Raw genomic sequence first — 26759 nt, 5'->3', positions numbered from 1 at the left:
ATCCTTCAGCAATCCACTCCGCAAAAGGGATACAATAGCGCTGCGCTGTCACTGCCTTGATGTGAGATATGCCCCCTCACCCTATCCGCTGGTTTTATCGCTTGGTCTTGGTCGTTTGTGTACTGGTGGTGCTCTATCTCGCCCTAACGCCAATGAAAACGACACCAGGGCTCGGTTATGACAAGGCCAATCATGTCCTGGCCTTTTGGGTCATGGCCTGGCTGGCCGAGGGGGGATGGCCGGGGCGAGAACAGGCGTGGAGACGCTATGGCTGGTTGATCTGTTATGCGGCGTTTATCGAGTTGCTGCAATATGAGCTTCCTCAGCGCGAGGCCTCTTGGTTTGATCTGCTGGCCGATCTATTGGGTCTGGCCCTTTATCCGGCTCTCAAGCGCGCACGGCCTAGGGTTTGGCCGCATCTGCGCACCCTATCTATGCGGATTACACCCAAACGATGAACACCCCCTTTGCGCTCGATCATGTATCTGCCTATCAAAGCTGGCGCGAGCATAAGCTCGATCAGGCGCCCACCCAGATCGATCCGTTGATCGTCGAGGTCTGCGACCCGCGTCGCCTAACGGAGGCCGAGCGTTCAGCGATCATAGAGCGTTGCCGGCGGGCCAATATGGCGATCTATGTCAGTAAGACCGGGGACGAACCCGATAAGGGGATCCCACGCGCCCTGGGTCGGTGCCTAGGGCTGGTGAGGCTTGATCACAATCCAGGTGCGGATGAGGACGCCATCACCTCGCTGACCGTCCAGACCGACCGGCGGCATCGCGACTATATCCCGTATTCCAATCTCCCCATCTCCTGGCATACCGACGGCTATTACAACCCACCTGAGCGCCAGATCCGCGGCCTGATCCTGCATTGCGTGCGACCCGCCGAGATAGGGGGTGCCAACAGTCTGCTCGACCCGGAGATCGTTTATCTCTTGTTACGCGATCAGGACCCCGAGTTCATCCGTGTGCTCATGCACCCTGAGTGCATGACCATCCCCGCCAACGAGAGCGACGAAAACATCCCTCGCCCCGAGCGTTCAGGGCCGGTCTTTGCGGTCCATCCGGATGGTCATCTGCAGATGCGCTTTACCAACCGCGCGCGCAACATCCGCTGGCGCGAGGACCCTTTGACGCAGCAGGCGGTCGCAGCCTTGAAATCATTACTCCAACAAGGCATCCCCTGGACCTTCGAGGCGCGCCTGGAGTCCGGCTGGGGTCTGGTCTGCAACAATGTCCTGCACACCCGCACCGGCTTTACCGATGGCCCCGCCCCGCGCCTGCTCTATCGGGCGCGCTATTACGACCGGATCCAGGGGACCTGAAGGGGGCGCGGTTGCCTATAGCGGACAGGCCTCAGACAAGGGGGCGTGGTCACCGATTCGGGTATTCAAGACGAGGCCTGATCCATTGGGCGGCAGGTGGCGTCTGGCGTGTTTGAGTTATGGCCTGCTGGCTGGGCTGGGGGGATGCGCCTCAGTACCCGAGACCCCGCCGGGGGTAGGTTCGGCTCTGATCGAAGGCTTGGGCTTTCAACACAAGGTCTTTTGGCATGGGGATCTCGCCGCACCCCGCGTCCATGTTTATCTCGAGGGAGACGGTAGGCCTTGGATCGGGCGAACTCAGATCGCCGCCGACCCAGGACCCTTTTCCCCCTTAGCCCTTAGGCTCATGGCGCGCGATCCAAACCCAGCGATCCTGATCGGCCGCCCTTGTTATCATGGCCTGGCGCGTTCGCCAGGTTGCACACCTTGGTTGTGGACCCACGGGCGCTATAGCGAACAGGTGGTGGCAAGCCTTGCCCAGGCGATACAACAGGCCTTACCGCCCCAGCCGGGACGCGAACTGATACTGATCGGGCATAGCGGCGGAGGGGTGCTGGCGGTGTTGCTTGCCTACCGCCTGCCAGAGGTCTCTACCGTGGTCACCCTGGCTGCCAATCTCGATGTGGCAGCCTGGGCTAAGCATCGAGGCTATAGCCCGCTGAGCGGTTCGCTGGATCCCTCCAACCAACCGCCCCTGCCTCCAACCATCCGCCAGCTCCATCTCATCGCTGAGCAGGATCAAGAGGTCCCGGCCAGCACCCTAGCCCGTTATCTGGTGCACTATCCGCAGGCCCATATCCAGATGATCGCCGGGACCGATCACCGGCGCGGTTGGATCGAACGCTGGCCGGAGATCTTGCAGGCCCTTGGCCTGTGAGACTTGGCTTGGTGGAAGTGGACTTCGCTGCGCTCGTCCACCCTATATCTGCTCTCAAGAAAGTGCACAAACGTGCACACAATTCTCTTCCTGCCCCGAAATGCGGAGTGCATTCGTCTCTGACAGGCGTGACTTTCCCGACTACGGCAGAGACCCTCTCTGCTGTAGCGCCGCCGTTACCGGACGGACTCGCCCCGGGTAGGGCAGTTGCGGTTGCCAGCCGTTTGAGGTTGAGCGCGGCATTATTGATCCGAAACCAATGAACTTGTATTACGCGGCATCATGGAGCTTGGGATGCTGGAAGTAGCGCATGATGCGTTGGGGGGAATTGAGAAGGCGGCGCAGGTGGCTGACGGTCGCCTTCTTCAGATCGCCCTTGGCGCGGGAGGGCGCCTGCGCGGTGATGGTGGCCTTGAGCATCTCGTTGGGGTTCAGTGCCGGGCTATAGGGGAGGGAGGAGGCCTCGATTTGATTGGCGCATGCAGCCAGCCACGCCTTGACTGGCTTGGTGTGATGCACGCGCAGGTTGTCGAGGATGAGGAAGATCTTCTTGCCCCTGGCGTCCTTGACGAGCCGCTTCATGAAGTCGATCAGGATGTCGGCGTTCATCGCCCCCGCGAACGCCTTCCGACGCACCTTTCCGCGGTTGGTCAGCGTCGAGATCACCGACAGGCCTTCGCGACGGTGCGTGACGCGAATCTCGGACGTCTTGATCGCCGGCGCATAAGAGCGCCCGCGCACCTCGTCCGAGCGCAGCCCCGTTTCATCGCCCCAGTGGATTTCGGCGCCCTCGGCCTTGGCGCGCCGGGCAATGTCCGGGTAGATCTCCTCAAGCCACGTCTTGCCCGCCGGCGGGCTTTGCTCATAGGCGCGCCGAATCGGTTTCTGGGGCGTCAATCCCCAGCGCGCCATGTACTTGCCCTCCCCCTGCGGCCTGAGCTCGATGCCAAAACGGTCGAGGATCAACTGCCGCACCGCCTGCCGGCTCCACAGCGCAAACGGCAGCTTCAGCTCATCCGGTGTCCCGTCGCACATGAGCTTGCGTATCTGGGCGTCCTGCTCCGCCAACAGCGCCCGCTTCTCACCCACTTTGCGCCCACCCCCCTTTCCCTTGGGCCCCTTCGCGCGCCGCAAACGACAGCAATCTCATGTCTCGTCTTTCCATGCCCACGACATCTGGACAGCTCACTCAATTTCAAAAGCATGTGTTTCTTATCAATAAGAAAGGGGGTGAGTCATGAGTGATCATGATTGAATCTGATTAGCTCATGAATCTAGCGAAATTGTTTAGCGTTCGACAGAACACCAACGAGTAAGCCATGCAACTGACCCACAAAATCGCCCTTTGTCCGACGCCTGAGCGGGCGGTTTACTTCACCTGCGCCTGCGGCACGGGGCGGTGTGTCTGGAATTGGGCGCTTGCCGAGTGGAAATGGCAAGACTCTTGGTGCGACCGTTTCGCGTACTGCGGACGCTGGTTCGTCGCCATTCAGGTTGAAGTGGTCGATGCTGCGTTCTATCTCAGGTGCATGAAACGACTGGTGTTGACCTGGGCGTTGAGGCGGCGGCCAGGCTTTCCAATGGCGAGTCTGTTGAATCTCCTCTGCGCTTCGTCGTCTCAGGATTCGAGGCAGACGCCTTTCCTGCAAGGTTGAGGCGGCCAAGGTCGGGGCTGGACGTATGAAGCGATAGGCGCGCAGAGGGGATTGTTGGGCGCAGGGGTGTTCGACATCTGCAAACGCTATGGGCGCGAAGGGGCCCAAGGGCAAGCGGGGTGGGCGCAAGGTGGGTGAGAAGCGGGCGCTGTTGGCGGAGCAGGACGCCCAGATACGCAAGCTCATGTGCGACGGGACACCGGATGAGCTGAAGCTGCCGTTTGCGCTGTGGCAGTTGATCCTCGACCGTTTTGGCATCGAGCTCAGGCCGCAGGGGGAGGGCAAGTACTTGGTGCGCTGGGGATTGACGCCCCAGAAACCGATTCGGCGCGCCTATGAGCAAAGCCCGCCGGCGGGCAAGACGTGGCTTGAGGAGACCTACCCGGACATTGCCCGGCGCGCCAAGGCCGAGGGCAAGGTGCCTTGGAAGGTGTTCGCGGGGGCGATGAACGCCGACATCCTGATCGACTTCATGAAGCGGCTCGTCAAGGACGCCAGGGGCAAGAAGATCTTCCTCATCCTCGACAACCTGCGCGTGCATCACACCAAGCCAGTCAAGGCGTGGCTGGCTGCATGCGCCAATCAAATCGAGGCCTCCTCCCTCCCCTATAGCCCGGCACTGAACCCCAACGAGATGCTCAAGGCCACCATCACCGCGCAGGCGCCCTCCCGCGCCAAGGGCGATCTGAAGAAGGCGACCGTCAGCCACCTGCGCCGCCTTCTCAATTCCCCCCAACGCATCATGCGCTACTTCCAGCATCCCAAGCTCCATGATGCCACGTAATACAAATTCATAGGCTTCGGATCAATTAATATCATCGAGGTGAGCCAGAGCATAGACCAAAAATGGTTTGTTTGCCGCTGGCCTGCATTCTGATCGTGTGCAGCTCAACCTTGGGGTTGCTCCTGTTGTCGAGCCTTATGAGACCCTTATCGCCGGTGAATGCGGGCAGGCGCAGTTGATCACTGCAGGTTGAGGACTGTCACCCGTGGCGGAAAAAGGTAGGGTGTACACTGCGCACCCTACCTCTCCACATCAATTGGACCCCTCAGTCGGTCTTGAATCCGATCTCGCGATGGGTGCCGTCGCAGAAGGGTTTGTTTTTGGAGGCACCGCAACGGCAGAGGGCCGTTTGCGTCCCCTCCCAGGCCAGACGACCCGCACCGGTATAGATGGACAGATTACCCTCGGTTTTGAGCGGGCCGTTGGGGATCACCCGCACCTTGAGCGGTCCGCCGCATTCTTGCAGGCCCGTGCCTTGTGACCCCACGGCGCCGGCATCCTTGAAACCGGCCTCGCGGTGACTGTTGTCGCAGAATGGCTTGTTCTTGGATGCCCCACAGCGACACAGGGCCGCGCGTCGTTGCACCCCGGGCATGTCCTCGGGCGCCCCCTCGATTGCAAGCTCGCCGCTGAAATATAGCGGGCCGTCGTTGGCCACTAGGACGCGATTCTCAGGCGGCGCCGTCTCGGGCTCACCGGTCTTATCGGTATAGCTCAGGGCGCCGGTCGGACAGCGTTCGATGATGGCGCGCACCTGCTCGCGGCTGACCAGGTCTGGCTGACACCAGGGGTCGCGTCCACTCACAAAGAGCTCACCCTCGGCACACACGCACTCGCCGATATGAATACACAGGCGCCCATCCCAGGTCACCTCGATCTCTTGGCCTGCATAACGGATGATCGGTTTGCTCATCGGTTCAAAACCTTGGTTGATGGATGGAGAACTTGGTAAGCAGTGATGCATTTGCAGCCACAGCTCCGACCCTCCTGCATCCCGCTGATGTTTTCTGGATTCCGGCCTTCGCCGGAATGACGAGCGGCAAAATGACGGTCAGCGGTTCATCAATATCTCCCCTAGGCCTACTCGTAACTCTGGGGGAGCGGGTGATAGATGGATCGGCAGGTGGATGAATCCAAGACAGACTTTTCACCGACAGCCTCGATGCGCTCGGCGATCTTGCCCAAGCATATCGCTCGGCTAGACACCTGCTAAAGTCGGCGTAGGGTGCGCATGGCGCACCCCATTGCCTTTTTGTTCAAAGCTGCGGACGCGGGGTCTCGTCGGTCTCGACCGGAAGCTTGGGGTAGATGATCTCGGGCGCTACCCCAGTGAGTGATCCCAAGAAGGCGGCGATCTTGGTCGCCTCTTCGTCGCTTAGTTCGGCGCCAAGCTGGGCTGCACCCATCACCAGGACAGCCTGTTTCAGGTCCCAGACCTGACCTGAATGGAAATAGGGTGCGGTGAGTGCGACATTGCGCAGGGGTGCGGCGCGAAAGACATATTCATCCGAGGCCGATTGGGTGATGGCAAAACGCCCTTTGTCCTCGGGTGGCAGGATATCGGCGCCCGGACGTTTGATTAGACCAAAGGGGAAATAGGCCTGACCGCCGACATTGACTCCATTGTGACAAGCGGTGCAACCGCGATCGATGAAGAGCGCAAGGCCATCCTTTTGTTCTGGGCTGAGCGCGTTGTCTGCACCATTGAGGAAGCGATCGAAAGGGGCGCCTGGGGTGATGAGTTTGGACTCAAAGGCCCCGATCGCCTTGACGACATTGTCAAAGTTGACCGGGTCTGGATCACTGGGGAATGACTCGCGGAACCAGGCGACATATTCAGGCATGCTTTTGAGCATCTGCACGACCTGGTCGGGGGTATTGGCCATCTCGGCGGCGGCCTGGATCGGGCCCTTGGCCTGTTGCTCGAGGTCCTTAGCGCGCCCATCCCAAAACTGGGCGCGATTGAAGGCGGCATTATAGACGGTCGGGGCATTACGCGGTCCTTTATGCCAGCCGTGACCCACGGAGGTCGGCAGGTTGTCGTCGCCGCCCATCCCCAGGTTGTGACAGGTATTGCAGCTGATCAGACCGCTCTTGGACAGCCGCGGCTCAAAGAACAGCCGCTTGCCGAGCTGGATCTTCTGAGGGGTGACGGGATTGTCTGCCGCCTCGGGTGCCACTGCCGGCAAGGGGGCCAGACCCGCTTGCAGCGCCTTTTGCCGCAACGCCTGGTCGTCGGCGAACACAGCGCCTTGGATCAGAAAGACGAACAGGAACAATGGCAAGAACGAACCTCTCATGGGGGGCTCTCCTAAATGATTGGGTGGCGATGGCGGTCCCTGACTGCCGGCCTTCAGTCCAACCACAGACGTAGATGCGCCTTGCGCACTGCATACACCCACCGGTTCGGGCCAGAACGTCCGTTCAGGTGGAATGTAAAACCGGCAGGCCAAGCATGCTGGCCTCGGGGTCGAGGAGATCGGCCAATTCGGCCAGAGCAAAGAGCGCGCGCCGATCGCGCACCTGGACCCGGTGGCCATCGACCCGAATGATAGCCTGGTCAACGAGCGATTTGATGACCCGCGAGAAGGTTTCGGGCTGGATTGACAGGCGCGAGGCCAAGACCGCTTTGCGGACCGGCAGTTCAAGCGTATCGGTTCCTGGCAGCAGGCGCAGGGCAAGATAACGCGCAAGCCGGCTAGTCGCGGTATGCAGACTCAAAGCATCGATCTCGCCGATGAGCGCACGCAGCCGCTGGCTCAGCGTCCCGAGAAGTACAAAACAGGTCTCGACCGATTCGCCCAGCATGGCCCTAAAATCGGCAGACTCTATTGCAATCAACTCTGAATCGACGAGTGCCGCCGCACAGACCGGATAGCGCGGGGCATTGAGACACATCAGGGCCTCGGCAAAGGTTTGGCCGGGCCCGACCAGTTCGATGACCTTTTCGCCACCTTCGGTCGAGAGGCGAAAGAGACGGATCTGACCGGCAAGGAGCAGATAAAAGCACTCCGCCGGATCGCCTTGTTGAAAGAGCCATTGCCCGGCGGCCAATCTGATCCGTCTGGCATGCCGGGCAACCCGCTCGAGCTGGTGTGGCTCAAGGCGCGCAAGTAGAGGCGCGCGCCTCAGCTCATCGAGCATGCGCACTCCCCCTGCCCAACCCCCTAGCCCTCCTGGTGATAGGCCAGGATGCGCTCGACCTCGTTCTTGGAACCCAGGACCACGGGGACGCGCTGATGGAGGGATTCGGGCTGGACCTCGAGGATGCGCTCACGTCCGGTGATGGCCCCGCCGCCCGCCTGCTCGACGATGAAGGACATAGGGTTGGCCTCATAGAGCAGGCGCAGCCTGCCGGTCTCGCCCTTGGCTTTGATCTTGGCGTCGATGGGATACATGAAGACCCCTCCGCGGGTGAGGATGCGATGAACATCGGCGACCATGGAAGCGATCCAGCGCATATTGAAGTCCTTAGCGCGCGGCCCCTCCTTGCCATCCAGACATTCCTGGACATAGCGGCGCACCGGTGGCTCCCAGAAGCGCATGTTAGACATATTGATCGCAAACTCAGAGGTATCAGCAGGGATCTGCATCTTGGGATGGGTCAGGATGAACTCGCCGATGTTTTGATCCAGAGTAAAGCCATTGACCCCGTTGCCAGTGGTGAGCACCAGCATGGTAGCCGGGCCGTAGATGGCATAGCCGGCGGCCACTTGCTGGGTACCGGCCTGGAGGAAATCGCGCTCGCTGACCTCGCCGCCGCCTGGCCGCCGCAGGATCGAGAAAATGGTCCCTACTGAGACATTGACATCGATGTTGGATGAGCCGTCGAGCGGGTCGAAGGTCAGGAGATATTTGCCGCGCGGATATTTATCTGGGATGGGATAGATGCTGTCCATCTCCTCTGAGGCCATGGCCGCCAAGTGCCCCGCCCATTCGTTAGATTTGATGAAGATCTCATTAGAGAGGACATCAAGCTTTTTCTGCACCTCTCCCTGGACGTTCTCGGTGCCGGCGGTGCCCAAGATACCGACCAGGGCACCGTGGTTGACCAGGTTGCTGATCACCTTGCAGGCGGTGACAATATCATTGAGCAGCGAGGTGAAATCGCCCGTCGCGCCTGGGATATGGCGCTGCTCCTCGATGATGAATTGGGTTAGGCTGATGCCGTTGTGCATGGGTCTCCTCGTCTTGGATAGGTTTGGATGAGAGCGATTGACCGCACAGTATAAGGCCCACGCCCCAATCCCAAAACCAAAAGCGCTGCAGGATGTGGCTGCAGCCCAGGTGCTTGCGGATGATTGCCCCGTTCTTGGTTTCTGCCAGACCATGGTTGTTGGAATGGTGCAGACACAATTGCACTAAACTCCACCACCAGCTTATCGAGCATGCAGGCGACCCTGTGCTTGATGTATTTTGGGCCATTGTCGGCATGAAAGCCCAGGATGCGGAACGCAAAGGCGTCGAGAGCGCTACGACGACGGTCAGGGGATAAACTTCCGCGATCTTCTCGCAGGTGGCGACCATCTTCCCATTGGGTAACGCAGTCGACGGTATGGATGTGTTAGACACCCTTAGCAGCGTCCTGGTCGCCCTGAGGCGCACTGTCGATGCGGACGATGCGTGGCGGCCTCTCTGGGGTCAGTGTGCGGCCTACAGTGTACCACGAGATGCGGAGCATGGCTCCGATATTCTGTCACGTCGCCGGTTCGGGTACGCGAAAACGGTTGCAGCGCACGATTGCGCTCACCGTTTTCCTCATGGCGTTTTTTCTTACCCTTGTTTTAGCCAGAGCAATCGCGCTGTCTCTATTTTCCCGAGCAGTACGATCGTGCCAAGCAATACCTCAAAGAGCGTAACCAGGCGACCGCTACCTTTGTTGATGGCTACTTTCGCGAATTGCGCAACACCGCGCAACTGCTTTCTATCCTACCCCAAATTGCCGAGGCCGCGTGGCTGGACGAAGCCGGGAAAAAGGAGGTCCTGCGGATCTACCGCGAAGTCAAAAACACAACCCCAACATCTATTACATCTATTCGGGCTACATCGACGGCATCCTCCACATCAACGATTACGAACCGCCACCTGGCTACGACCCGCGGGTTCGACCCTGGTATCGGGCGATCATGGACAACCCCGAACCGGGAAAGATGATTGTCGGTCTCCTCTATCGGGAAGCGAAGACGCACGAACGCATCCTGTCCACCGCCCACATCCTGACCAGTCCAACACGTGGCTACACCGGCGTGATTTCACTCGATAGCTTCACTGAGGCGATCTCACAGGAGCTCATCTGCCGCTCAGGCATCTATCGGAGCACAGAAAGTTTCATCGTCGACCGCAACTTCACCATCCTGGTCCACCTTGACTCTGAATGGATCGGAAAACACCTTTCGGAGCTTCTCGGCGAGAACCCCACGATCGAGCCGGAGGGCTTTTTTACCTTTGGCCACTCGATGCTACGTCGTGTCGGCTACCTCTCCACGATCCCTATCTCTGACTGGTATTTGATCACTGCCGTAGCGGAAGAGGAGATTGCCTCACCGATCCTCACCCGCCTCTTACTGCTTGCCCTCGTGCTCTTCACGTCTGGACTGCTCTTGACGCTCTTTTTGGGGAAAATCTGGCAGGTGCGCCTGTTATTAATCCGAAACCAATGAACTTGTATTACGCGGCATCATGGAGCTTGGGATGCTGGAAGTAGCGCATGACGCGTTGGGGGGAATTGAGAAGGCGGCGCAGGTGGCTGACGGTCGCCTTCTTCAGATCGCCCTTGGCGCGGGAGGGCGCCTGCGCGGTGATGGTGGCCTTGAGCATCTCGTTGGGGTTCAGTGCTGGGCTGTAGGAGGGGAGGGAGGAGGCCTCGATTTGATTGGCGCATGCAGCCAGCCAGGCCTTGACCGGCTTGGTGTGATGCACGCGCAGGTTGTCGAGGATGAGGAAGATCTTCTTGCCCCTGGCGTCCTTGACGAGCCGCTTCATGAAGTCGATCAGGATGTCGGCGTTCATCGCCCCCGCGAACGCCTTCCGACGCACCTTTCCGCGGTTGGTCAGCGTCGAGATCACCGACAGGCCTTCGCGACGGTGCGTGACGCGAATCTCGGGCGTCTTGATCGCCGGCGCATAAGAGCGCCCGCTTCTCGTCCTTGAGCCCTTGGGCCCCTTCGCGCCCATAGCGTTTGCAGATGTCGAACACCCATGCGCCCAACAATCCCCTCTGCGCGCCTATCGCTTCATACCTCCAGCCACGCCGCCGCTCTTCGCGCGCCGCAAACGACAGCAATCTCATGTCTCGTCTTTCCATGCCCACGACATCAGGACAGCTCACTTAATTTCAAAAGCATGTGTTTCTTATCAATAAAAACGCAATGCCGGCCATGTTTTATGTCGTTGTCATGTATGATTGAGACATGCCTCCGCTATCCCGCTCCGCAACAGATTACGCCAGTGTCTTTGACAGCCATCTGGCCGCCATGGGGCTAGACAGCCTCGCTGAGGATGTTTCCAAGCAGGGGCAATGTGATCTCACAATCCGTGGGGATCTTATTTGGATCTTTGGGTTCAAGGTCATTGAAGGCGACCAACCGACCGGCGAGGCATGGACGTCGCTTCAGGCCCGCGACTATGCGGCGAAGTATCGGCCTCAAATGTCAAGGTGCTGGAGGTTGGCGTGGAGTTCTCCAAGGGCCAACGCCAGATCGTCGGGTGGGCGGCCATGGATTAGGCGTAGATGCGCATCATCGATCGTTATCTAGCGGGTTCGGTAATCAGGGGGACCCTACTGACCCTGGGTGCTCTCCTGCCGTTGCTTGGGGTGTTGCTGCTGGCCGATGAACTCGATGCCATCGGTAGGGGCGACTATGGCCCTGCTGAGGCCTTGCTCTTTATGCTGCTGCGTCTGCCGCGTTATCTCTATCAGATCTTTCCCATCTCGACCCTGATCGGGGCGCTGCTCGGGTTGGGCGCATTGGCGAGCCGGTCGGAACTTGTCGCACTGCGGGCGGCTGGCGTCTCGGTCGGCCAACTGACGGGGGCGGCCTTGTTAGGTGGACTCGTCCTTGCGCTCGTGGTGTTCGCGCTGGGGGAGCTGATTGCCCCCAGTGCGGAACAACGCGGGGTAGAACTCAAACGCCAGGCGCTTTCAGGTGAGGCCGCACAATTGACGCCCTATGGCCTTTGGGCTATCGACAAGGGGGCCTATGTCAATATCCGCGAGATCCGCTCTGGAACCCACCTGCGCGATATCTCGATCTATCGGATCGATCCAGTGAAGGGGGTGCTGGAGTCTACCTATGCCGAGGGGGCCAGTTATCAGAATGGCCGGTGGGTGTTGGAGGGGATCGCGCGCAGCCTGGTCAGCGCTGAAGGGGTCAGGGTCGAACATCTCGATCGCACTGAATGGGAGTCCATGATCGATCCTGGACTCCTGCGGGTCATTATCGCCGATCCTCAGGCCTTGCCCGTCTGGGGGCTCTATGCCTATATCGATTTTATGAAGATCAATAAACAAGATGCCCGGGTCTATGAAGTCGCCTTTTGGAATAAGGTGTTACATCCCCTGGTGTCGCTGTCGATGATCTTGGTTGCCATCCCCTTGTTGCTAGGGTCGGCACGCACCGTGGGCCTCGGGCGAAGGATGCTGGTTGCTACCCTGATCGGGCTGATCTACTACTTGATCAGTCGTACCCTAGCCTATGCGTCCCTTCTGCTAGGGATGAGCCCGGCGCTGGCTGCTCTAGCCCCGCCGGTGCTCCTGTGTACTACCGCTCTGATCCTACTTAGACGGCTGGGGTAGGCTGACCTGCTGATTCCTTATCGAGCAGGATGACGCGGGTGTTCGATTTGCTGTCATGCCAGGCCAGTCGGTCCCGATTGAACAGACTCCACCACAGCCCTAAGCCCAGCGGGATGAGGCTGACGATCGACCAGGCAAAGCGCTTGACTGCAGCATCGAAACGCACCGGCCCGCCATCTTGGCTGACCACCATCAAACGCCAGGCCCGCATCCCTAGGGTCTGGCCGCCATGGGTCCAGAAATAGACATAAAACCCACCGATTACAGTGAGCAGATACAAGCGCATCAGGGTCAAGGGGAGCAAATGCTCATATAGCGGGTGGCCGTTGATCACCTCGTAGGGGATCACGATGATGGCATTGGCGATCATCAAGATCGCTAGCAGCAGGAGCATATCGTAGAAGAAGGCGCCGAGACGGCGCAGGATTGAAGGTTTTTTGGCTCGCGAAAGGTGAAATGACATGGTTGTGTTGACGTCGGCTCAATGGTTTTTGGGGAAACTGGCCCTGCAGCAGACCACTGCGCGGGCGATTACGTTGCGCTTGAGCGATCAGGCGGGGGATCGCCAATAGGCGATGGGCGCAGCGCGGATACGTATTAAACCATTTCTCGTCCGTCTTTTGCGACGGGTTCCCCTGCCTTGGATCGCTGTCGGCGTGGGATTGGCCACTGGGCTTGCTGTCTGGGCGGCGCTCGATCAGATCCAAGGCCGCCAGGTCGATAAGATCTTTGATCGCGAGCTTGCGGTACAGCTTAAGCTGCGCGCGCGCGAGAGCCTGATCCGGTTTGAGCGCTATCTCGCCAGCTATGCTGCGGTCATACGTCTGTTGGCCCACACTCGCTGGCTTTCCGATTATCTGCAGGGCAGTGACTGGCTGGCAGGCTCTGGTGCTACTCAGCCAACCATCCATCGAGGCGCTTATCCAGATTGGCTTAGTGAGCCCTTCATGCGCGACGGTCTCAATCCGCCTACGCATCTCTTGTTGACCGGTCTGGATGGGGCTATCTGGGAGATCTTTCAAACCAGCACCGTTCCTATCGCCCTGGATCTGCAGGGCCGGGCCCCAAAACGCTGGTTTGGAGCGCACCCCGGATCTATCCTCATCGAGCGTTTGGCACAACAGCTCTATCTGGTCGTGGCCGAGGCAATCAAGGATGCCCCGGGCAAAGAGATCGGCTATCTCGTGGCAATCGTACCGATCGATGCCGCCCTGCTTGCTGCATCGCAGCATGGACTGGATGTTGGGAGCGCTGCTGTAGCCCTGGTCGATGACACCGATCAGCGCCTGCTTGCTAGCCTTGATCCCCAAGCCATACCCGTGGCTTCGCATCTGTCCGACTGGGCCGCGAGCTATGTGATTACAGCACAGTCATTGGATGACTATATCGCGCCGGATTCCAAGCTGTCGTTTGCGACCCTGGTCTCTCAGGCGCGGGTGGAAAAAATGTCGCACCACGTGCGTATCTTCGAACGCCGTCAGCGCTTTTATGCCGCTGTCGTCTTTGTCCTGGTCTTTACCGCTCTCTTTTATCTGGTCTCAGCGCGGCTTAACAGCATCCTCAAGCGGATGACCCGCTTCGCCCAGCGTGCCTTGGGCATCCCAGAACCGGGGTTTGCACGTGCGGGCAACCAGCTCATCCTGCTTGAGGAATGGATTCAGCATTTTACCCAGCTCGTACTCGCGGCGCGCGAGGAGATGAGCCGGCGCTATCAGGCAGAATTGCGCGAGCGTGAGGCGCTCAAGGCAGCGATGATGGAGGCATCGCTCGACGCCATTGTGACCCTGGATCATGACGGGCGAATCATCGAATATAACCCCGCAGCCGAACGTCTATTCGGTATCGAACGTTCCCAAGCCCTGGGCGTGATCTTTGCCGAACGTTTCTTGGCCGATCTTGCCCGCCCGGCCTTTAGGCGTCTGCTTGACCGCTCGCTACACCGCTATCTTGCCCCTCAAGGGCGGGAGGAATTGCTTGCCTTGGACGCGGCAGGACGTGAGATTCCGGTCGAGCTTTCAATCGCGCCCATCGAGCAGGTCGGCGCACGTTTTTTTACCCTGTATATCCATGACATCAGCAGCCGCAAGCAAGCTGAACAGGAGATCAAGAGTCTGGCGCGTCTGGCGAGCGAAAGCCCCAACCCCATCCTGCGGGTCAGCGCGACGGGATCATTGGTCTATGCCAATCCAGCCAGCCATACGATCGTGCGCGCTTGGGGCAGCGAGACGGGCTGGTTGCTGCCTGAAGATTGGGCGGATGCAGTCAAAGCCGCCTTGGTGCTCGGTCGGCCATTGGAGCGCGAGCTCGAGGTCGGTGGCCAGATTTATGCCATACTGCTTGCGCCGATCCGCGATCTTGGCTATGTCAACATCTATGCGCGCGATATCACCGCTGTACGTCGCGCTGAACAAGAGGCCCGCCAACATCAGGCCGCATTGGTCCATGTCTGCCGCTTGAGTACCCTAGGCGAGATCGCCACCGGCATGGCGCATGAGCTCAATCAGCCGCTATCTGCCGTCATCAACTATGCCAATGGTTGTAGTCGCCGCCTGCACACTGGTCAGGGCCGGCCCGAAGAATTGATCGAGGCCATGCATCAGATCATTGCCCAGGCCCAGCGGGCCAGCGAGATTATCAAGCGTCTGCGCGCCTTGGTCGGCAAACAGCCACCGGTACGGGCCGAGGCCGATCTCAATCAGCTGGTGCACGAGGTCTGCACCTTTCTGGCGTTTGAGATCAACCAGCTAGGGGTTGGGGTTGCGCTCGAGCTTTTGCCTGAACCCCTGAAGGTCCTTGTCGATGTGGTGCAGATTGAACAGGTCTTACTCAACCTGGTCACCAATGCGCTCGATGCCATGGAATCATGCCCGGCAGGTGCAAGGCGCCTTGGCATCAGGACCTGGCGTGAGGGTGCTTGGGCGCGTCTTGCCGTCGCCGACACCGGACCAGGGATCGATCCCGAACAGTGTCCGAAGGTCTTTGCGCCCTTTGTGACGACCAAGACAGGTGGCATGGGGATGGGGCTAGCCATTAGCCAGACCATCATCGAAAATCATGAGGGGCGGATCTGGGCCGAATCGATCCCTGAGCAGGGCGCGACCTTTCATATCCGCTTGCCGCTTGCGCCAGTGCCCGCGCAGGCGCTGGCCAACCCTGTGGATGAACGAGATGACCGCTGAACCCACCGTATTCGTCGTCGATGATGACGAGGCCATGCGCACCTCGCTGCAATGGCTGATCGAATCGACAGGTCTGCCGGTCAAGACCTATGCCTCGGCCAGCGCCTTTTTGGCCGATTATTATCCTGGACGCGCCGGCTGTTTATTGCTCGATGTGCGCATGCCGGGGATGAGCGGGCTTGAACTGCAAACGCTGCTCGCCCGCGAAGGTTTCGGGATTCCGGTGATCCTGATTACCGGTCACGGCGATATTGCGATGGCGGTGCGAGCGATGAAAGCGGGCGCGCTCGATTTCATCGAGAAGCCATTTCATGATGAAGACCTCTTGCGCAGCATCCGCCAGGCACTCGACCATGATCAACGGTTGCGTAACGAGCGCCTGGCCCGCGCCGAGACCATCCGTCGTCTAGCAGAATTGACCCCACGCGAGCACGAGGTCATGGTGATGGTGACCGAGGGCAAGTCCAACAAAGACATCGCCGCCCTGCTTGGGGTCAGCACCAAAACGGTCGAGGTCCATCGGGCGCGGGTAATGGAAAAGATGCAGGCCGAGTCGCTGGCTGACCTGGTGCGTATGGTCCTGCTCGCAGACCCGAGGTCCCTAGGATGAGCCTGGTGTCAGACGCCCTTTTCTCCTCTAGTCCAAACGCTGATGCGCCTATTGGTGTCTTCGATTCGGGGGTTGGCGGGCTGACGGTCTTGCGCGAGATCCGCCGGCTCCTGCCCGCAGAGGATCTATTGTATGTCGCCGACTCGGCCTATGCCCCATATGGCGACAAGCCATCTGCGGTGATCGCCGCTCGCGCCCTGGCGATCACCGAGTTTCTGCTTGGACAGGGCGCGAAGGCGATCGTAGTTGCTTGTAACACTGCTACGGGCGCGGCTGTACAACTATTGCGCGCGCATTATCCCATCCCGGTGATTGCGATGGAACCGGCGATCAAGCCGGCGGTCGAGCGCACACGCTCGGGCGTGATCGGGGTCTTGGCCACTCGCCGGACCTTGGAAAGTCCCAATCTAGCTCAGTTGGTCGAGCGTTTCGCCGGCCAGTCCAAGATCCTGCTCCAACCCTGTCCAGGCCTGGTCGAGCGCATCGAATCCGGAGACCTCGATGGCCCCGCGACCTGTGCCCTGCTGGAGGATTATCTCGAGCCGTTGCTCGCCCATTGCGCCGATACCCTGGTGCTGGGCTGTACCCATTATCCGCTGCTGCGCCCGGTAATCCAGGCACTCGCCGGCCCCCAGATCCTGATCCTAGACTCGGGTGCAGCAGTGGCCCGTCAGGTTCAGCGACGTTTGTCTGAAAGCGGCATACTGGCACCTGCCGGCAGGGTAGGGCGAGAGCTATTCTGGACTAGCGCCAACCCTGGCCAAGTGCGTCCGCTCATCGCCTGGATTTGGGGCGATGCGTTCGAATTAGGCCAATGGGAGGCCGGCGCTCAGCTAGAGTCTCGATGGATCGGTAGCGGATTGGCCTTGGAGATCCCCTCATGACTGAACCACCGATCGATCTGGCGCTTGCCTTGCGCCGAGCCACGGCCTCCATCCACGCTGAGGTCGAACGCCTTGATCTGATGGCATCCCTGGTCTCGGAGGGCGTAACCCTGGAGGATTACCGCCGCTATCTGCGGGTGATTGCCAGCATCCATGCCCCGATCGAAGAGATGCTCTATAGCCAGATCGATGACGCCATACGCACACGTCTGGGTCTACGTCCGAAGTTGCCCGCCCTTATCGAGGACCTCAGAGAGCAAGGGCTGCTCTGGCGTCCCCACCAGATAGGGGTGATCCCTCCGCCGTTGCTACCTGTAGACCTCAGTTATGCCATCGGCGGGCTGTATGTCGTCGAGGGCTCGACCCTGGGTGGACACACCATTGCCCGCCATCTGCGTCGGCGGCTCGGCGACACCGTGGGCGGCACCCGCCTCCTCGATTTTCATGGTTTGCAAACCGCTGCCGCCTGGCGTATTTTTACGACCGGGCTGAATGAATCCGCCGCTGAGGGTCTCTTGGTCCCAGAGCGGGTCATTGCCGGTGCGCTCGAGATCTTCAGCCATATCTATCGTTGTCTCGAACTGGTAAAACTGCAGCCGTGATTGCGTTCATCGCCCCCGCGAACGCCTTCCGACGCACCTTGCCGCGGTTGGCCACCGTCGAGATCACCGACAGGCCTTCGCGACGGTGCGTGACGCGAATCTCGGGCGTCTTGATCGCCGGCGCATAAGAGCGCCCGCTTCTCGCCCACCTTGCGCCCACCCCCCTTGCCCTTGGGCCCCTTCGCGCCCATAGCCTTTGCAGATGTCGAACACCCCTGCGCCCAACAATCCCCTCTGCGCGCCTATCGCTTCATACCTCCAGCTACGCCGCCGCTCTTCGCGCGCCGCAAACGGCAGCAATCTCATGTCTCGTCTTTCCATGCCCACGACATCTGGACAGCTCACTCAATTTCAAAAGCATGTGTTTCTTATCAATATTAGAGATCAGTGAGGCACAGCATGCTAACCCAGTGCGCGTCAAAGCCCGTCCTTCAGGGCGGGGAGGACGTCAAATCCCGGGTCCGGGGTGTGGTGCCATGCATCAAGCCTGCGCCCGCTTGCGTCCCCTCCGTAATGTCTCAGCCTGGCTGCCCCTTGCCCCGCGGCAGTGAGGCAAACGCGTCCTGAAGCGCAGTATAGAGCCTGCTATACAGCAGATGGGCCCAACTGGCGAAGGCACCCTGCGACCAAAGCGTCCCGAAATCGGGGTAGCAGCGTTGCAGGTGGCGGCTATGGGCAAGATCTTGATTGCGAAAGGCACGGTCTGCCTCGTCCCAGGCAGGCTGGGTGCGCCATGCATTCTCATCGATCGAGGATGGAGCCCCGTTGTCCTGCTGCTGGTCCGCTGAACAGGTCAGGTCCCTGCCGCCCTGTTCGATCCAGGCCAGACCTGCTGCCAACGCGACTGGCAAGGGGCCTTGCATCCCTTGCCACCAGGCGCCGAGGAGTGCCTCGAGATTGGCCATGGCGTCATCGGCGGGTAGGGGGGCAAAGGTCAAGGAGATTCCCGGGGTCAGCAGGTGTGTCTCGACCGGTTCGCCGCCGAGTTGAGCAGCGAGGTGGCGCAGCCAGGGGCGGATGGCGTTTTTCCAGGTCGATCTTTTGCCCCTGTCCAGCGTGCTGGCTGTGACCACGATCTGGCCCGCACCTAACTCTGTACCTACATTGTCACTGCGTAGATGTAGATCATACAAATCATCTTCTAGGATCAGCAGACCAGCCGGCGTCTCGATCGCCAACCGGATGGTAAGCGGTTGTTCCCGATGCTTGGGCCAGGCAGACAAGGCCGCTGACCAGTTAGCATAGAGTGCCCTTAGTGCGTCAGCGGTCTCTGCAACCATCATCTCGCCCAGCGGCCCGTCCATGAGGTTTCCTTGGGCCTGCAGGCTGGCGATGCCTGAGCGCAGGCGGTCAGCGAGCTCATCAGGGTTCAGTCCTGGCACGAAGCAGCGATCGATCAGCGTCTCCCTGATCTGCCAGAACTCGAGCCCAGTAAGGGCAAATGGCTCGACATCCAGGGGCGCACGGGCGGTATCGGCACGAGGGACGCGCAACCGTTGGTGAAAGAGGGCATCGACCGGCGATTGGAGAAATGCAGCAAGCTCGTCCAGACGGATCGGAGACTCCGGTCGCCAGGGTGCGAGCGCCCTCTCGGCCGTCTTGGCTTCGGCACCCGATCCGTGCGCGGCCTGCCATTCTTCGGCATAGGTAAAGATCCGCGGGCTGGCCTGAGGGCTGAAATAGGACAGGCTGAAAGGCTGCAGCGGATAGACGGTGGTCAGGGCCTCGACCAGGCTGCCCCCATGACCCGCAGGCAAGCGCCAGCCCGCAGCGAGATGATCGCGCAACTGGGTCACCAAGACCGAGGGCTGGCGCGGACCGGTGTCGTGGCTATCGCGTCCGACCCAACTGATGACGAGCTTGTCCCGCGCCGACAGGAGCGCTTCAAGCAAGAGATAGCGATCATCATCGCGCCGCGAGCGATCCCCCGGGCGGTAGTCGGTGGCCATCAGGTCGAAATCTGAAGGTCGACGTTGGCGCGGATAGTCACCGTCGTTGAGCCCTAGAATCCAGATCTGGCGGAATGGGATGGCCCGCATCGGCATCAAGGTCGCGAAATTGACTGCCCCTCCGACGAAGTGTTGTTGCAAATGGTGCTGGTCGAGACGCGGCAAGAATGCATCGCAAAACACCTCATAGGGGAGGGGTTCATCACCCAATCCGCCCTGGGCACATTCGGCGGCCCAGTCGTCGAGTGCCTGCATGATGCGGACGAGCGTGATCGCTTCTGTCTCATTGGTCTCAACGAAAAAATCATCGAGCAGGGCCGCGACCAGCTCCGCCCAGTCCGAGACGGGGCGCGCTTGGCTCAAGATGCGCCAATAATGCCGTAGGCGCGCGATCAGTTCGGTCAGCGGGCCCAAGAGCGCCGCCTCGAGTCCGCCGATGGCTGCATAGGGTTCGATTCCCCGCCAGGGCCCGGCAGACCCATTGGCAAAACCTAGCAGCAGGCGCTCGAGGCCAAAATGCCAAGTATGCTGGCTCAAACCCTCGGGGAATCCCAGGGCAGTCCGGTGTTCGCCATTCAATCCCCAGCGGATATTGGCCCCGCCGATCCAATGATGCAGAGTCGCGAGCGCTGTCTCGTCGAGCCCGCAGCGAGCGCGAAACGCTGGGATGTCGAGCCAATCCAAGACCTCACTGACAGTGAGGCGGGCATGTGGCAGGTTGATGAGATGCTCGAAGCCAATCAGCAACGGGTTTTGCCGGCGCTCGCTCTGATCCGTGATCTTAAAGGGGATATAGCGTGGATCATCCCGCTCCAGGCGGCCGAAGACCGCTTGGATATGCGGCACATATATGGAGATATCGGGCACCATCACCAGTACCTCGCGCGGCTCGAGCGGTCGTGCGCTCGTCGCCGCCTGGTCCAGCTCGGCAAGCAGTCGATCGTGCAAGACCTCGACCTCGCGCTGGGGATGATGGGCGACGATGAATTCAAGACTGCGATCGCGCTCAGGGTCGATGACCGACTGGAGGTGCTGGCGCTCGGTGAGCGAGCGCAGCTCTAGGATGTCGTCCTGGAGCTGATGGAGCAGACAACCCGTGCCAGGTGAGGCAAACAGATCGATACCCTCTGCTCTCCCCGCAAGATCGGTGAAATGGGTCTCATAGCGGGTACGCTCATCATGGGCATCGAGCAGACGCAGATAATCGCGCCCCTGCCGCCCCCAAGCCGCCAATAGCGGATGGCCGTGGAGATGGAGGCTGGTCTCATCCAGATCCTTGGGCAGCTTGCGTGCTGAGTTGCGCTTATAGGGACGGCGAAACAGATCGCGCCCCTCGATCAGATCGCCCCAATAATGGCGACTGGGATTAAGGACGAACAGGAGCACCTGGGAGACCCGAGCAACTGCATCCAGGACCTCTAGGGTCTGCTGAGGCAGGGCAGAGAGGCCGAAGACGATCACCCGCCGCGGCAGACAAGCGGATTGGAAACGCGGGCTTAAGGTATGTGCCTCGGCTAAAAAAGCGCGATGGACGGCAACGCGGCTGGCCTTAGTCAATCCTGCAAATTTGTCTGTCCCTTTTGTTAGGGAGGCGAGGATATCGGTGGAGAGCGCCCGCCATAATGCCGGCTGCCAGGACAGATCGGGCGGAAGCCCAGACCGTTCGCCGTTGGCGCGGATGAGGATGTCATCGCCGCCTGACCAGGCCTCCAGCCAGTCGCCGCGATAGACCTGATATTGGTCGAATAGATCTGCGAGATGCTCAGCAAGCCGATAGCGCCGACGCGCGTTTGTCACTCCATCTGCGCGTTCGAGCAGGGCGCGTAGGGGCGACAATGCCTCCAGGTTTGGCCCCTGCTCAGGTAACGAATCGGGATCGTTTAGCCAGGCGAACAAGCGATAGATCCGCCAAACCAGCGGACCCTTGTCAAAGGGTGAGCTCTCCGGTAGCGCGCCGAGCACAGCGCGATAGACGCGCCAGACGAAACGCGCCGGCAGCGTCACCTCCAAGGCTGTAGCGATCCCTTGACCACCTGCTAGTGTGCCATCGGGCATGGCTGCCAGGGCAAGTTTGAGCCATTGAGCGATCCCATTGCTTTGTACCAGGATCACCTCGTTTTCGAGCGGCTTCAGCGGATAGCGGCCCATCCAGGCCACCATGAGCGAGCGCAGTTCCTCCATACGGTTGCCCTGGATAACCATGAATCCAGTCGGCCAATCGGTCATGGCGAGCGTCCTAGGTACATATTTGCAGGTTGACAGGGGCATCTTGTAAAAAGATAGAACCCTGTTGGCGGTCGGCTGACAACTTGAAAAGGGGACTGCCCAGCCCGATCTTGAGCTCACCGATCTTGAGCTCAGTGTCCAGTTCGGCCCCGAAATTCAACATTTACAGGTGTTGTCATGGATGTCTTGGAACGTATCGCCGAACAGGTCCGCAACCATCCGGTGGTGATCTATATGAAGGGAACGCCGCAGTTCCCGCAGTGTGGCTTTTCGCTGCGCGCAGCCCAGGCCCTTAAGGACTGCGGCGTCCCTTTCGCCTACGTCAATGTCCTACAAGACCCAGAGATCTACGAAAACCTGCCGCGTTTTGCCAATTGGCCGACCTTTCCCCAGATCTATGTCAATGGCGAATTGATCGGCGGTTGTGACATTACCCTGGAGCTCCATGCCCGCGGCGAACTGAAACCCATGCTAGAGCAGGCGGTTGCCAAGGCAGGAGGCCAGGATTGAGTGCCTTGCGTCATCGGTGGGCGCTGCTTTACTAAGCGCTTGAGCCATTGTCCTGGAGGGCGCGCTCCCAGAGGCGTTCGCGGTCAAGTGCCTGCCAGCGGTTCACGATAAAACAAAATAAACGGGCAGTCTGCTCGGCATCATAGACTGCAGAGTGTGCCTCGCTCGCATCCCAGGATAACCCCGCTACCCTGACTGCCTTCGCTAGTACCGTCTGCCCAAACATCAAGCCGCTAAGGCTAACGGTGTCAAAGACGCTGAAGCTGTGAAAAGGGTTGTGCTTGTAGCCTGTGCGTTCGACTGCGGCCTTGATAAAGGTCAGGTCGAAATGGGCGTTGTGTCCGACCAGGATAGCGCGTTTGCAACCCGTTGATTTGAGCATCTTGCGGATGGGGGCGCAGATGTGTTCCAAGGCCTCGCGTTCAGTGACCGCACCGCGAAAGGGGTGATGTGGATCGGTGATCCCGGTAAAGGCCAGGGCACGCGGGTCAAGCTCAGCCCCGGGAAAGGGCAACACATGACAGGCAAGGATCGGCCCAGGTTGCAAGAGGCCATCCGGCCCCATGCGAATGATGACCGCGGCGATCTCAAGCAAGGCATGACGCTGGGGGTCAAAGCCCGCAGTCTCGACATCGACCACCACGGGTAGAAAACCGCGAAAGCGCTGGGCGATGTTGGGGGTGATATCGGATCGGTCGTTCATGGCGACAGCATAGGTTGCGGCGCTGTTTCTGCCAATGGCAAGATACCGATGCCATGAACAGAGGAACAGGAACGCTCAGAGGACACATTGTTGAGAAAGGGCGGTCGGCTAGGATAGGGGGGAGAGAGGAACACTGGAGTGTCGCAGATATCTCTGGGGTAGGATGACCTGTGATAGGATGACTGACATCTTTCGAGTCACCGAATAGGATTCATCGAGTGACGATTCTGCATCGAACCTGGCGGCAACGCGCAGCCGCAGCCTCCCTGACACTGTTGATGCTCTTAGTTGGCTGTACATCACAGCCTGAACGTGTCCCCAATCCGCGCGATCCTCTAGAACCCTTTAACCGAGTGGTCTTTCGTTTTAATCGCGATTTTGACCATAGCTTGGTTCAGCCGGTTGCGCGCGCATACCAAAGACTGACACCTGAGCCGGTCAATCGCGGGATTACTAACTTTTTTAACAATCTCGCTGATGTTGGCTCGGCTGTAAATAATGTCCTGCAGTTCAAGATGGCACGCGCAGGTAGTGACGTCGGGCGTATCTTCATCAATTCGACCGTTGGTTTTTTGGGATTTGTCGATGTTGCTACCAATGTCGGTCTGCCGAGCTACAAGGAGGATTTCGGTCAAACCCTGGGCTATTGGGGGGTTGAACCTGGCGCCTATCTGGTTTTGCCCCTGCTGGGTCCGAGCACAATGCGTGAATCGATCGGCATGGGAGCCGACCTATTTCTCGATCCCGTGTTTTGGATCAGGGATGACTGGGTGCGCTGGACTTCTGCCGACCTAAAAGTGATCGACCAGCGTGCCGATCTGCTCAAGACCACTCGGCTTTTGGAGACAATTGCCTGGGATCCCTATCCCTTTGTGCGCGACGTTTATCTCCAGCGCCGGCAAAACCTGGTTTACGACGGCCATCCTCCCGCCGATGCCGAACAGCCGGACTTATGGAAAGATGTGCAATTCTAATTTTTCTGAGTCCTCTCCTTGCTTCGGTAAAGCGGCATGAAAATGCTCTTTGCCGTTAAAGATGAGAATAATAGAATTTTCTGAAATCTTTATTTATGGTATTCATTGATGGAGACACCTTCTCAACAGAAGGTTTTCGATTGAAACAAAATGGATTGATGATACTTACGCTGCCATTCTTTTATACCTCGATCCTCTCTCCCGCAGCATCGGGAGGGAGGCTTTGTCTAGGTCTTGGAAAAAGTCAAGCCCTAAGATCCTGCAATGTATGGCTTAGAATGGCCACGCCCATTGATCGAACTCGGGCTTGTCGATCCCATGCTCATAGGCATAGTTGCGGCACTCGATCTGCATGTCGCGCAGTTTTTCTTTGATATGCGCGCCAGCGACCTGGAGCCTGGGGACACGGTCGATGACATCGATGGCCAGACTAAAGCGGTCGATCTCGTTGTTGATGGCAAGTTCCAATGGGGTATTGATATTGCCCTTCTCCTTATAGCCACGCACATGGAGGTTTTTGTGATTGGTGCGCCGATAGGCTAAGCGATGGATCAGCCAGGGATAGCCGTGGAAATTGAAGATGATCGGCTTATCCTTGGTGAATAGGCTATCGAAATCCGCATCGGACAGGCCATGCGGATGCTCACGCGGCGGCTGGAGCTTGAAGAGATCCACTACATTGATGAAGCGGATCCTAATATCGGAAAAATGCTCGCGCAATAGGGCGGTGGCGGCGAGTGCCTCCTTGGTCGGGATGTCACCGCAGCCGACCATCACCACATCTGGTTCGGCCCCCTGGTCATTGCTCGCCCACTCCCAGATCCCGATCCCTTTGGTGCAGTGTTTGATCGCGGCATCCACGTCTAGGTATTGGAGATGGTTCTGTTTGTCTGCGACGATAACATTGATGTCGTCTCGGCTCTGTAAACAATGATGGACGGTCGAAAGCAGGGAATTGACATCCGGCGGCAGATAGATGCGCGTCACCCGCGGGTTTTTATTGATCACCACATCCAAAAAACCTGGATCCTGATGGGTAAATCCATTGTGGTCCTGGCGCCAGACGGTCGAGGTGATCAAAAGATTCAATGATGCAATCGGGGCGCGCCAGGGGATCTCGCGACTGATCGCCAACCATTTGGCATGCTGGTTATACATGCTGTCGATGATATGGACGAAGGCCTCATAGGTCGCAAAAAATCCGTGGCGACCGGTGAGCACATAACCCTCATACCAGCCCTCGAGGGTATGCTCGGAGAGCATTTCCATGACCCGACCGTCAGGCGCCAGCTCGCCGCCATCGGCGTCCTCAGGTAGAAAGTCGCATAACCACAGCTTTTTACTCGCCTCATAGATCGCATCGAGCTTGTTCGAGGTGTTTTCGTCTGGGCCAAAGACGCGGAAATTGGTCGGATTCTTGACCATCACATCGCGTAACAGGGTGCCTGTGGGTTTAGTATTGAAATGGTGGGTCGTGCCAGGTTTGGGAACGGGGATGGCATAATCCCGAAAGTCTGGTAGGCGCAGGGCGCGGCGCAACAGTCCACCATTTGCATGGGGGTTAGCGCTCATACGTCTCTGCCCCTTGGGTGCAAGCGCCTTAAGCTCGGGGATGAGGCGCCCTTCGGCGTCGAACAACTCATCGGGTCGATAGCTCCTCAACCAGTCTTCGAGCTGGCGCAGATGTTCTGGGTTTTCATGGACATCGGCGAGAGGCACCTGATGTGCACGCCAAAAGCCCTCGACCTTGTGCCCATCGACCTCGGAGGGCCCTGTCCAGCCCTTGGGGGTGCGCAGGACGATCATCGGCCAATGGGCGCGCTGGGTTTTACCGGTCGTACGCGCCTCTTGTTGGATCGCTCGGATCTGGTCGTGGACCTGCTCTAGGGTCGCGCCCATCTGTTGATGCATGCGCGTGGGGTCCTCGCCCTCGACGAAATAGGGTACCCAGCCGTAGCCACGCATGAGACAGGCGAGCTCTTCGTTCGGGATGCGCGAGAGGATCGTCGGGTTGTTGATCTTATAGCCGTTGAGATGGAGGATCGGCAGTACCACCCCGTCGCGGATGGGGTTCAAAAATTTATTGGAATGCCAAGAAGTGGCCAGAGGTCCGGTCTCGGCCTCGCCATCGCCGACGACGACGGCGACCAGGAGCTCAGGGTTGTCGAAGGCGGCGCCGAAGGCATGCGAGATCGAATATCCGAGCTCACCGCCCTCATGGATCGAGCCAGGGAGCTCTGGGGTACAGTGCGACCCGATCCCCCCAGGGAAGGAGAACTGCTTGAAAAACCGCTTGAGCCCCTCGAGGTCTTGTCCCTTGTCGGGATAGACCTCGGAATAGGTCCCCTCGAGATAGACAGGCGCCAAGACCCCAGGGGCCCCATGCCCAGGTCCAGCCAAGAAGATCATCTCCTGATTGCGAGTGCGGATCAGCCGATTGAGATGGACATAGATGAATGAGAGCCCGGGGCTCGATCCCCAGTGCCCGAGCAGCCGGCGTTTCACGTGCTCTGGACGCAAAGGCTCGCGCAATAAAGGATTGTCGCGCAGATAGATCATACCGGCAGCCAGATAGCAGCAGGCGCGCCAGTAGGCATGGAGCTGGTCGAGCTCGGGGGTTAATAGGGGAGTGGCTTCGGCCTGGCTGTTCATCGCTGTGCTCCTGGGAATCGAGGATCGGGTCC

Annotated in this window: 23 protein-coding genes and 1 pseudogene; 13 read left to right on the top strand and 11 right to left on the bottom strand. The window is 59.3% G+C overall.

Features of this window, described 5'->3' with window-relative positions; all coding sequences use genetic code 11:
- Nucleotides 1-68 precede the first annotated feature (68 nt).
- The 3 genes from GWK36_RS07215 (at nucleotide 69) to GWK36_RS07205 (ending at nucleotide 2204) form a co-directional block, all read left to right on the top strand.
- Nucleotides 69-458, top strand: a complete 390-nt coding sequence (locus GWK36_RS07215; protein ID WP_166270571.1) for a VanZ family protein — start codon at nucleotides 69-71, stop codon at nucleotides 456-458.
- Nucleotides 455-1327: a TauD/TfdA family dioxygenase gene (locus GWK36_RS07210; RefSeq protein ID WP_166270570.1), complete on the top strand. Its 873-nt coding sequence runs from the start codon at nucleotides 455-457 to the stop codon at nucleotides 1325-1327. Before GWK36_RS07215 ends, GWK36_RS07210 begins: the two co-directional genes overlap by 4 nt.
- Nucleotides 1328-1439: 112 nt before the next feature.
- On the top strand, nucleotides 1440-2204 hold the full coding sequence (locus GWK36_RS07205; RefSeq protein WP_166270569.1) for an alpha/beta fold hydrolase: 765 nt from the start codon (nucleotides 1440-1442) through the stop codon (nucleotides 2202-2204).
- Between the two features lie 270 nt (nucleotides 2205-2474).
- Here GWK36_RS07205 and GWK36_RS07200 read toward each other — a convergent pair whose 3' ends face one another.
- Entirely contained in the window at nucleotides 2475-3293 is an 819-nt protein-coding gene (locus GWK36_RS07200) for an IS630 family transposase (protein ID WP_166270568.1), read from the bottom strand.
- Nucleotides 3294-3523: 230 nt separating this feature from the next.
- Here GWK36_RS07200 and GWK36_RS14910 point away from each other — a divergent pair, with 230 nt between their 5' ends.
- Both GWK36_RS14910 and GWK36_RS07190 read left to right on the top strand, forming a co-directional pair.
- Entirely contained in the window at nucleotides 3524-3859 is a 336-nt protein-coding gene (locus GWK36_RS14910; RefSeq protein WP_210756890.1) for a helix-turn-helix domain-containing protein, read from the top strand.
- A gap of 175 nt (nucleotides 3860-4034) precedes the next feature.
- Nucleotides 4035-4643, top strand: a pseudogene (locus GWK36_RS07190) (transposase); the annotation flags it as partial.
- Between the two features lie 265 nt (nucleotides 4644-4908).
- Here GWK36_RS07190 and GWK36_RS07185 read toward each other — a convergent pair.
- From GWK36_RS07185 to GWK36_RS07170, 4 genes are all read right to left on the bottom strand, one after another.
- Nucleotides 4909-5556 carry a CDGSH iron-sulfur domain-containing protein gene (locus GWK36_RS07185; protein WP_166270566.1) on the bottom strand — a complete coding sequence of 216 codons (648 nt, stop codon included), beginning with the start codon at nucleotides 5554-5556 and terminating at the stop codon, nucleotides 4909-4911.
- A gap of 343 nt (nucleotides 5557-5899) precedes the next feature.
- A complete protein-coding gene (locus tag GWK36_RS07180; RefSeq protein ID WP_166270565.1) occupies nucleotides 5900-6943 on the bottom strand; it encodes a cytochrome-c peroxidase in 1044 nt (347 codons plus the stop codon).
- A gap of 124 nt (nucleotides 6944-7067) precedes the next feature.
- Nucleotides 7068-7787 carry a Crp/Fnr family transcriptional regulator gene (locus tag GWK36_RS07175; RefSeq protein ID WP_166270564.1) on the bottom strand — a complete coding sequence of 240 codons (720 nt, stop codon included), beginning with the start codon at nucleotides 7785-7787 and terminating at the stop codon, nucleotides 7068-7070.
- 23 nt (nucleotides 7788-7810) lie between these two features.
- Nucleotides 7811-8821: a class 1 fructose-bisphosphatase gene (locus GWK36_RS07170; protein ID WP_166270563.1), complete on the bottom strand. Its 1011-nt coding sequence runs from the start codon at nucleotides 8819-8821 to the stop codon at nucleotides 7811-7813.
- Between the two features lie 774 nt (nucleotides 8822-9595).
- Here GWK36_RS07170 and GWK36_RS07165 point away from each other — a divergent pair.
- Nucleotides 9596-10303, top strand: coding sequence for a cache domain-containing protein (locus GWK36_RS07165; protein ID WP_166270562.1), 708 nt, complete (start codon nucleotides 9596-9598; stop codon nucleotides 10301-10303).
- A gap of 7 nt (nucleotides 10304-10310) precedes the next feature.
- On the opposite strand, the gene GWK36_RS07160 is transcribed toward GWK36_RS07165, so the two are convergent.
- Nucleotides 10311-10817 carry a transposase gene (locus GWK36_RS07160; protein WP_166270561.1) on the bottom strand — a complete coding sequence of 169 codons (507 nt, stop codon included), beginning with the start codon at nucleotides 10815-10817 and terminating at the stop codon, nucleotides 10311-10313.
- 556 nt (nucleotides 10818-11373) lie between these two features.
- Here GWK36_RS07160 and lptG point away from each other — a divergent pair.
- Nucleotides 11374-12438, top strand: coding sequence for an LPS export ABC transporter permease LptG (gene lptG, locus GWK36_RS07155; RefSeq protein WP_166270560.1), 1065 nt, complete (start codon nucleotides 11374-11376; stop codon nucleotides 12436-12438).
- Here the strand turns inward: lptG and GWK36_RS07150 are convergent.
- The gene (locus GWK36_RS07150) at nucleotides 12422-12901 is read right to left on the bottom strand and encodes an RDD family protein (protein WP_166270559.1); all 480 of its coding nucleotides are present in this window, start codon (nucleotides 12899-12901) and stop codon (nucleotides 12422-12424) included. The genes lptG and GWK36_RS07150 overlap by 17 nt on opposite strands.
- Before the next feature lie 193 nt (nucleotides 12902-13094).
- Between GWK36_RS07150 and GWK36_RS07145 the strand changes: the two genes are divergently transcribed.
- From GWK36_RS07145 to GWK36_RS07130, 4 genes are read left to right on the top strand one after another with little or no spacing between them, the layout of a single operon-like run.
- Nucleotides 13095-15617, top strand: a complete 2523-nt coding sequence (locus GWK36_RS07145) for an ATP-binding protein (RefSeq protein WP_343033156.1) — start codon at nucleotides 13095-13097, stop codon at nucleotides 15615-15617.
- Complete coding sequence (locus GWK36_RS07140; protein WP_166270557.1) at nucleotides 15607-16227, top strand: response regulator transcription factor; 621 nt, start codon at nucleotides 15607-15609, stop codon at nucleotides 16225-16227. Before GWK36_RS07145 ends, GWK36_RS07140 begins: the two co-directional genes overlap by 11 nt.
- Nucleotides 16224-17111, top strand: a complete 888-nt coding sequence (gene murI, locus GWK36_RS07135) for a glutamate racemase (RefSeq protein WP_166270556.1) — start codon at nucleotides 16224-16226, stop codon at nucleotides 17109-17111. The genes GWK36_RS07140 and murI overlap by 4 nt, the downstream gene beginning before the upstream one ends.
- Nucleotides 17108-17713, top strand: a complete 606-nt coding sequence (locus GWK36_RS07130) for a biliverdin-producing heme oxygenase (RefSeq protein WP_166270555.1) — start codon at nucleotides 17108-17110, stop codon at nucleotides 17711-17713. The genes murI and GWK36_RS07130 overlap by 4 nt, the downstream gene beginning before the upstream one ends.
- On the opposite strand, the gene GWK36_RS07125 is transcribed toward GWK36_RS07130, so the two are convergent.
- The gene (locus GWK36_RS07125) at nucleotides 17667-17873 is read right to left on the bottom strand and encodes a hypothetical protein (protein ID WP_166270554.1); all 207 of its coding nucleotides are present in this window, start codon (nucleotides 17871-17873) and stop codon (nucleotides 17667-17669) included. The two genes, GWK36_RS07130 and GWK36_RS07125, sit on opposite strands and share 47 nt — an antisense overlap.
- Before the next feature lie 358 nt (nucleotides 17874-18231).
- Nucleotides 18232-21888: an exodeoxyribonuclease V subunit gamma gene (gene recC, locus GWK36_RS07120; RefSeq protein ID WP_166270553.1), complete on the bottom strand. Its 3657-nt coding sequence runs from the start codon at nucleotides 21886-21888 to the stop codon at nucleotides 18232-18234.
- Between the two features lie 177 nt (nucleotides 21889-22065).
- Between recC and grxD the strand changes: the two genes are divergently transcribed.
- On the top strand, nucleotides 22066-22398 hold the full coding sequence (gene grxD / locus GWK36_RS07115; RefSeq protein WP_166270552.1) for a Grx4 family monothiol glutaredoxin: 333 nt from the start codon (nucleotides 22066-22068) through the stop codon (nucleotides 22396-22398).
- Nucleotides 22399-22429: 31 nt separating this feature from the next.
- On the opposite strand, the gene rnt is transcribed toward grxD, so the two are convergent.
- Nucleotides 22430-23101 carry a ribonuclease T gene (gene rnt / locus GWK36_RS07110; protein ID WP_166270551.1) on the bottom strand — a complete coding sequence of 224 codons (672 nt, stop codon included), beginning with the start codon at nucleotides 23099-23101 and terminating at the stop codon, nucleotides 22430-22432.
- A 218-nt stretch (nucleotides 23102-23319) separates the two neighbouring features.
- On the opposite strand from rnt, the gene GWK36_RS07105 reads away from it, so the two are divergent.
- Complete coding sequence (locus tag GWK36_RS07105; RefSeq protein ID WP_343033155.1) at nucleotides 23320-24075, top strand: MlaA family lipoprotein; 756 nt, start codon at nucleotides 23320-23322, stop codon at nucleotides 24073-24075.
- Between the two features lie 273 nt (nucleotides 24076-24348).
- On the opposite strand, the gene GWK36_RS07100 is transcribed toward GWK36_RS07105, so the two are convergent.
- The gene (locus GWK36_RS07100; protein ID WP_166270550.1) at nucleotides 24349-26727 is read right to left on the bottom strand and encodes a phosphoketolase family protein; all 2379 of its coding nucleotides are present in this window, start codon (nucleotides 26725-26727) and stop codon (nucleotides 24349-24351) included.
- Between the last annotated feature and the right edge of the window lie 32 nt (nucleotides 26728-26759).

Source organism: Caldichromatium japonicum (assembly GCF_011290485.1).
Lineage (GTDB): Bacteria > Pseudomonadota > Gammaproteobacteria > Chromatiales > Chromatiaceae > Thermochromatium > Thermochromatium japonicum.
This window is presented reverse-complemented; position numbering and strand designations above follow the sequence as displayed.